Source organism: Haloactinopolyspora sp., from assembly GCF_027324685.1.
GTDB lineage: Bacteria > Actinomycetota > Actinomycetes > Jiangellales > Jiangellaceae > Haloactinopolyspora.
Genome location: NZ_DAHVSH010000007.1, coordinates 1 through 7280, shown reverse-complemented (window position 1 = coordinate 7280; position 7280 = coordinate 1). Strand labels below are relative to the sequence as shown.

The 7280-nt window shown below is 67.9% G+C and carries 7 protein-coding genes and 1 pseudogene; 7 read left to right on the top strand and 1 reads right to left on the bottom strand.

Going from position 1 to position 7280, the window contains the following annotated elements; all coding sequences use genetic code 11:
- The 7 genes and pseudogenes from M6444_RS01030 to M6444_RS01000 form a co-directional block, all read left to right on the top strand.
- The coding region (locus M6444_RS01030) for an aldehyde dehydrogenase family protein (RefSeq protein ID WP_298322020.1) at window positions 1-331 on the top strand (331 nt) is incomplete at its 5' end.
- A 79-nt stretch (window positions 332-410) separates the two neighbouring features.
- Window positions 411-2324: a 3D-(3,5/4)-trihydroxycyclohexane-1,2-dione acylhydrolase (decyclizing) gene (gene iolD, locus M6444_RS01025; RefSeq protein WP_298322018.1), complete on the top strand. Its 1914-nt coding sequence runs from the start codon at window positions 411-413 to the stop codon at window positions 2322-2324.
- A 52-nt stretch (window positions 2325-2376) separates the two neighbouring features.
- Window positions 2377-3873 (top strand): CoA-acylating methylmalonate-semialdehyde dehydrogenase, encoded by a 1497-nt coding sequence (locus M6444_RS01020; protein ID WP_298322016.1) that lies wholly within the window; start codon window positions 2377-2379, stop codon window positions 3871-3873.
- Window positions 3874-3918: 45 nt separating this feature from the next.
- The gene (locus M6444_RS01015; RefSeq protein WP_298322014.1) at window positions 3919-4920 is read left to right on the top strand and encodes a sugar ABC transporter substrate-binding protein; all 1002 of its coding nucleotides are present in this window, start codon (window positions 3919-3921) and stop codon (window positions 4918-4920) included.
- Window positions 4921-4928: 8 nt separating this feature from the next.
- Window positions 4929-5975, top strand: coding sequence for an ABC transporter permease (locus M6444_RS01010; RefSeq protein ID WP_298322012.1), 1047 nt, complete (start codon window positions 4929-4931; stop codon window positions 5973-5975).
- A gap of 5 nt (window positions 5976-5980) precedes the next feature.
- A complete protein-coding gene (locus tag M6444_RS01005; RefSeq protein ID WP_298322010.1) occupies window positions 5981-6772 on the top strand; it encodes an ATP-binding cassette domain-containing protein in 792 nt (263 codons plus the stop codon).
- Window positions 6773-6796: 24 nt separating this feature from the next.
- A pseudogene (locus M6444_RS01000) lies at window positions 6797-6967 on the top strand (type II toxin-antitoxin system RelE/ParE family toxin); the annotation flags it as partial.
- A 147-nt stretch (window positions 6968-7114) separates the two neighbouring features.
- On the opposite strand, the gene M6444_RS22830 reads toward M6444_RS01000, so the two are convergent.
- Complete coding sequence (locus M6444_RS22830) at window positions 7115-7273, bottom strand: sigma factor-like helix-turn-helix DNA-binding protein (RefSeq protein WP_363326193.1); 159 nt, start codon at window positions 7271-7273, stop codon at window positions 7115-7117.
- Window positions 7274-7280: the final 7 nt, after the last annotated feature.

Here is a 7280-nt window from a genome sequence, read left to right as displayed (position 1 = left end):
TCCCGCATCCCCGTTCAATCAGGACGAACTGTTCGGTCCGGCCGTCGCGGTAACCTCAGCCGACAACTGGGCCGAAGCGATCGCCCAAGCGAACGGAACTGCTTATGGACTGGCGGTCGGCATCTTCACCTCGGACGTGAGCGGTGCGGTGCGAGCCATTCGCGACATCGACGCCGGGATGATCCACGTGAACTGGAGTCCGCTATGGCGGGCTGACCTAATGCCCTATGGCGGACTCAAAGGCAGCGGAATCGGCAAGGAAGGACCACGTGCCGCAGTCGCCGAAATGACCGAAGTCAAAACAATCGTCCTTCATGGTCGGCCATGGTAGTGCCGACCCCCCAGATCCATACCCGAACAAGGAAAGAGGTAGATCTTTCGTGACCCAACCACATGTAGATACCGTGCGGATGACCGTCGCACAAGCGGTTATCCGCTATCTTGCCGCCCAGTACTCTGAGGCAGACGGGGAACGACGTCGCTTGATCCCCGCCACCCTCGGGATCTTCGGACACGGCAACGTCGCCGGCCTCGGCCAGGCGCTGCTGGAAGCCGAGCGCGACGATCCGCACCGGCTGCCGTACCGCCCGGCCCGCAACGAACAGGCCATGGTGCACACCGCAGTGGGGTTCGCGCGGATGCGCAACCGGCTGTCCACCCTCGCGTGCACGTCGTCCATCGGGCCCGGTGCGACGAACATGGTCACCGGTGCCGCGCTCGCGACCATCAACCGGCTCCCGGTCCTGCTGCTGCCCGGTGACGTCTTCGCCACGAGGGTCGCCGACCCGGTGCTGCAGCAGTTGGAACACCCCAGCAGTCACGACGTGTCGGTGAACGACACCCTGCGGCCGGTGTCGCGGTTCTTCGACCGCGTCTGGCGCCCGGAGCAGTTGCCTGCCGCGCTGCTGGGTGCGGCGCGTGTGCTCACCGATCCAGCCGAGACCGGTGCGGCGACCATCGCGCTGCCGCAAGACGTTCAGGCCGAGGCCTACGACTGGCCCGACGAGCTGTTCGCCCGGCGGGTGTGGCACGTGCCGCGACCAGCTCCGGAACCGGCCGCGCTGGCCCGGGCCGCCGCCGTGATCCGAGGCGCCGAGCGCCCGCTCATCGTCGCCGGCGGCGGCGTGATCTACAGCGAGGCGAGCGCGGCCTTGCGTGAATTCGCCGAGGCCACCGGCATCCCGGTCGCGGAAACCCAGGCGGGCAAGGGCAGTCTGCCCTTCGATCATCCGCTCGCCCTCGGCGCCATGGGCAGCACGGGGACCACAGCGGCGAATCGCTTCGCCCACGAGGCCGATGTCGTCATCGGCGTCGGCACGCGCTACAGCGACTTCACGACCGCCTCGCGCACCGCGTTCCAGAACCCCGGCGTGCGGTTCGTCAACCTGAACGTCACCGCCGCCGACACCGCGAAGCTCGCCGCGACGACGTTGGTGGCCGACGCCCGGGCCGGCCTGATCGCCCTGCGTGACTCGCTGGCCGGATGGTCCACGCCGGCGTCGTATCGCGACCGGGCGCGTGAGTTGGCCGCCGAATGGGACGCCACCGTTCAAGCGGCCTACACCCTCGGCCGCGCGCCACTGCCGGCTCAGTCGGAGGTGATCGGCGCGGCCAACGACGTCGCCGAACCCCGCGACGTCGTCGTCTGCGCCGCCGGATCGATGCCGGGTGACCTGCACAAACTCTGGCGCACCCGGGATCCGAAGGGCTACCACGTCGAGTACGGCTACTCGTGCATGGGCTATGAGATCGCCGGTGGGCTCGGGGTGAAGCTGGCCGCGCCCGACCGTGACGTGTTCGTGCTGGTCGGCGACGGTTCCTACCTGATGATGTCGCAGGAACTGGTCACGGCTGTCCAGGAGTCGGTGAAACTGATCATCGTCCTGGTGCAGAACCACGGGTTCCAATCCATCGGCGCGTTGTCCGAATCGGTCGGCGCGCAGCGGTTCGGTACGAGCTACCGCCACCGCGACCCGTCCACGGGCCGGCTCGACGGCCCCGTCCTGCCCGTCGACCTGGCGGCCAACGCCGAGAGCCTGGGCGTGCGGGTGATCCGGGCCCACGACATCGAGAGTCTGCGCGCCGGACTGCGCGAAGCCAAGGCCGCTGACGAGACCGTGCTGGTGCACATCGAGACCGACCCGCTCGTGGCCGCGCCGGACAGCGAATCCTGGTGGGACGTCCCGGTCAGCGAAGTCGCCACGATCGACACCACCCGGCAGGCGCGCACGGAGTACGACAAGCACAAGCAGGATCAACGCCCACTGCTCGCGCCGCCACCCACGCAGCCGCCGTCCACTTCTGGAGGGTTTTCCACGTCATGACGGGCTCGGAAGGGTGGACAAGTCTCCAGAAGTCGAGGAAGGACCGAGGACGATGAGAACGATCGAGCACTGGATCGACGGCAAGCCCACGGCGGCGGAGTCCACCCGGACCGCGCCGGTGTGGAACCCCGCGACCGGCCAGCAGCAGGCCGAGGTCCTGCTCGCCGAGCCTGCCGACGTCGACACCGCCGTCCGTTCGGCGCAGCAGGCCGGTCTCGCATGGGCGCAGACATCACTGAGCACGCGCACCAAGGTGCTGTTCGCCTTCCGCGACCTGGTCAGCCGGCATGCGCGCGAGCTGGCTGAGACCATCGCCGACGAGCACGGCAAGGTCGTCTCCGACGCCCTCGGCGAGGTGCAGCGCGGGCTCGAGGTGGTCGAGTTCGCCTGCGGCATCCCGCAGCTGCTCAAGGGCGAGTACTCCGACCAGGTGTCGACCGGGGTCGACGTGTTCAGCTTCCGGGAGCCGCTGGGCGTGGTCGCCGGCATCACGCCGTTCAACTTCCCGGTCATGGTGCCGATGTGGATGCATCCGGTGGCCATCGCCTGCGGTAACGCCTTCGTACTCAAGCCCAGTGAGCGCGACCCGTCGGCGTCGGTGATCGTTGCCCGGTTGTGGGCCGAAGCGGGCTTGCCCGACGGCGTGTTCAACGTCGTGCACGGCGACAAGACCGCGGTCGACGCGATTCTTGATCACGACGGCGTCGACGCGGTGTCGTTCGTGGGCTCGACACCGATCGCGCGCTACATCCACGAGCGCGCGACCATGGCCGGAAAGCGGGTCCAGGCGCTGGGTGGAGCGAAGAACCACGCCGTCGTGTTGCCTGATGCCGACGTCGACTACGTCTCGGACCATCTCGTCGCCGCGGCGATGGGCTCGGCGGGGGAGCGCTGCATGGCGATCTCGGCCGCAGTCACCGTCGGGGACGGCGCTGACGAGGTGGTCGAGGCGGTGGCCGCGAAGGCGGCCGAAGTGCGCGTGGGTCCCGGGCGGGACGACTCGAGCGAGATGGGCCCGGTCATCACGGCAGCCGCGCGGGATCGCATCACCGGGCTGATCGCGACCGGCGAGGCGCAAGGAGCCCGGTTGGCCGTGGACGGCCGCGGGTTGACCGTGCCGGGCCACGACGCCGGGTTCTGGGTCGGGCCGACGGTCCTCGACCAGGTCACCCCGGAGATGGACGTCTACCGTGAGGAGATCTTCGGCCCGGTGCTCTCGGTCGTGCGTGCCGACACCGTCGACGACGCCATCGCGCTGATCAACGCCAACCCGTACGGCAACGGCACCGCGATCTTCACCTCCAGCGGTTCGGCGGCGCGGCGCTTCCAGCGCGGTGTGCAGGTGGGCATGATCGGCATCAACGTGCCCATCCCGGTGCCGATGGCGTATTACTCGTTCGGCGGGTGGAAGGACTCGCTGTTCGGGCAATCGCACATCCACGGGCCCGAGGGCGTCGCCTTCTACACCCGCGCAAAGGTCGTCACGTCCCGCTGGCCGTCGGTGGATCATCCAGCAGGTGCCAGTTACCACTTCCCGACGACGTCATGATCCATCACAGTGGTATCCGTTCACCGGCGAGTGAGGAGATCCACCATGGCGAGACGACACGGCCGTGCACACCGCATGCTCGCGGGCCTGGCAGGCCTCGCGCTGCTGGCCGCATGCAGCAGCTCTGGCGGGCGTGAGGCCGAAGAAGACAGCGACGAGGGTGGTGGCGGGGGCGGTTCCGGTCCGGCGGAACACACCATCGCCTTCATCACCCACGAAGCACCCGGCGACACGTTCTGGACCATCGTGCGCAACGGTGCGGAGGAAGCCGCGGCGCGCCACAACGTCGAGCTCGCCTACTCCAACAGCCCCGAGGCCGCCGAGCAGGCGAACCTCGTGCAGAACGCCATCGACTCCGACGTCGACGGCATCGCCGTCACCATGTCCAAACCCGACGCCATGGGCCCGGCCGTCGAACGGGCCGTCGCGGCCGGTATCCCGGTGGTGGCGCTGAACGCCGGACAAGACGCCTGGCAGGATGCCGGCGCGATCATGTTCTTCGGCCAGGACGAGACCGTGGCCGGGCAAGCGGCGGGCGAACGCTTGAGTGAAGCAGGCGTGTCGCAGGTGCTGTGTGTCATCCACGAGCAGGGCAGCGTGTCGTTGGAGGCCCGGTGCGACGGCGCCGCCGCGACGTTCACCGGCACCATGGAGAAGCTCTACGTCGACGGCACGAACATGCCGTCGGTCCGCTCGACCATTCAGGCCAAGCTCGCCGAGGATCCGTCGATCGAACGGGTGCTCACACTGGGCGCGCCCTTCGCCGTCACCGCGGTGCAATCGGTGGCCGACGCCGGCTCCGACGCGCAGGTGGTCACGTTCGACACCAACGCCGAGCTGGTGAGCGCCATCGAGAGCGGCGACGTGCTGTGGGCGGTGGATCAGCAGCCCTACCTGCAGGGCTACCTCGCCGTCAGCGGCCTGTGGCTACAGGTGACCAACGGCCACGACATCGGCGGCGGGCAGCCGGTGCTGACCGGGCCGTCGTTCATCACGTCGGAGAACATCGACGCGATCGCTGAGTACGCCGAGCGCGGAACGCGGTGACCAGGTCGATGACCACCGTGCGCGCAGATCCCGCGCAGCCCGAGCAGGGCACGAACACCCGCCGCCCGCTGTGGCGCCGGGTGTTCGTCCGGCCCGAGACCGGTTCGCTGGTCGGCGCCGTCGCGGTGTTCGTGTTCTTCTTCGCGGTGGCCACGCCGTTCCGCCAGCTCGACTCGTTCGCCACCGTGCTGTACAGCGCGGCGGTTCTCGGGATCATGGCCGTCGCGGTGGGACTGTTGATGATCGGTGGGGAGTTCGACCTGTCGGCCGGGGTGGCGGTCACCACGTCCGCGATCACCGCGGCGATTCTGAGCTACCAGCTCACCCTGAACGTATGGGTGGGCGTGTTCTTCGCGCTGGTCGTCTCGCTCGCGGTCGGGTTCTTCAACGGCTACGTGGTGATCAAGACCGGGATCCCGAGCTTTCTGGTCACGCTGGGCACGTTCCTCATGCTGCAAGGGGCGAACCTCGCGGTGACCCGGCTGGTCACCGGTACCGTCTCGACTCAGCGCATCTCGGACATGGACGGGTACGCCTCGCTGGAGGCGATCTTCGCCTCGGAGTGGACCGTCGGCGGGGTGCGCATCCGGGTGCTGGTGCTCTGGTGGCTGCTGTTCGTGGCCATCGCCACGTGGGTGCTGCTGCGGACGCGGGTGGGTAACTGGATCTTCGCTGTCGGTGGGAACAAGGACAGCGCCCGCGCGGTCGGTGTCCCGGTCGCGCGGGTGAAGATCGGCTTGTACATGACCGTCGGATTCGCTGCCTGGTTCGTCGGGATGCACTTGCTGTTCTCGCTGCACACCGTGCAAGCCGGCGAGGGCGTGGGCAACGAGTTCGAGTACATCATCGCCGCGGTGATCGGCGGCTGCCTGCTGACCGGCGGTTACGGCTCGGCGGTGGGGGCCGGGCTTGGCGCGTTCATCTTCGGCATGGCGAAGCAGGGCATCGTCTTCGCCGGGTGGAACCCGGACTGGTACTGGACGTTCCTCGGCGCGATGCTGCTGCTGGCGACGTTGATGAACATGTACGTGCGGCGCCTGGCGGCAAAGAGGTGACGGCGATGAGTGACGACGTAGGCACGCCCACGCCGCTGGTCGAGGTGGAGGGAATCGGCAAGCACTACGGGGCGATCCGAGCGCTGGAGGGGGTGTCGCTGCGGGTCAATGCCGGTGAGATCACTTGCGTGTTGGGTGACAACGGCGCCGGCAAGTCCACCTTGATCAAGATCATGTCCGGGCTGCATCAGCACACGGAGGGTGTGCTTCGCGTGGACGGCGAGGAGACCACGTTCTCGTCACCGCGCGAAGCGCTCGATCGGGGGATCGCGACGGTCTACCAGGACCTTGCGGTGGTGCCGCTGATGGAGGTGTGGCGCAACTTCTTCCTCGGCTCGGAGGTCCGCAAAGGCTTCGGGCCGATCAAGGTGCTCGATTCGGGCCTGATGCGCCGAACCGCCCGCGAGGAACTGGCCAAGATGGGCATCGAGCTGGCCGACATCGACCAGCCGGTGGGGGAGCTGTCCGGCGGGCAGCGCCAGTGCGTGGCCATCGCGCGAGCGGTGTACTTCGGGGCGCGGGTGCTGATCCTCGACGAGCCGACGGCGGCGCTGGGGGTCAAACAGTCCGGCGTGGTGCTCAAGTACACGGCGATGGCCCGCGACGCGGGGCTGGGCGTCGTGTTCATCACGCACAACCCGCACCACGCCCATCTCGTCGGCGACCACTTCATCGTGCTCAAACGGGGCCGGACGAATCTGGACGCGAACCGTTCGGAGATCACGCTCGAACAGCTCACGCAGGAGATGGCTGGGGGCGATGAGCTCGACACGCTGGCGCACGAACTGCGCCGCTGACGCAGGGCATGGAAGAAGAAACCCATGGGCATAGCGCCGCACGTTATTAACGTTGATCTCCGTGTGCCGCCGGGTGATCGTCTGGAGAAGCTGCACGGCGATCGGGCTGGGCAATACAGCATCCGGATCAACCAGCAGTGGCGAATCTGTTTCAGATGGACACCAGCAGGACCGGAGGACATCGAGATCGTTGACTGCTTGCAATCTCGCTACGACCTCGAGATCGAGAAGGACAAGTTGGCCGACGCTCTGGCGAGGATCGAGCCCCTGGCCGGCGCGTAACCCGACAGACGAACAGGGACCTGCTAGCGCCGTAGCAGATCCCTGTTGAGTACCGGCAGTTCAGCTGGCCCAGGCCATCAACGACTCGTTGCGGCGCGGGTCGCGCAGCAGCATCAAGGCGTGCTTCTCCAGCTGGCGCACCCGCTCGCGGGAGACCCCCACCTCGTCGGCGACATCCTGCAGCGTGTGCTCGTGGCCGTCCTCCAGCCCGTAACGCATGCCGATG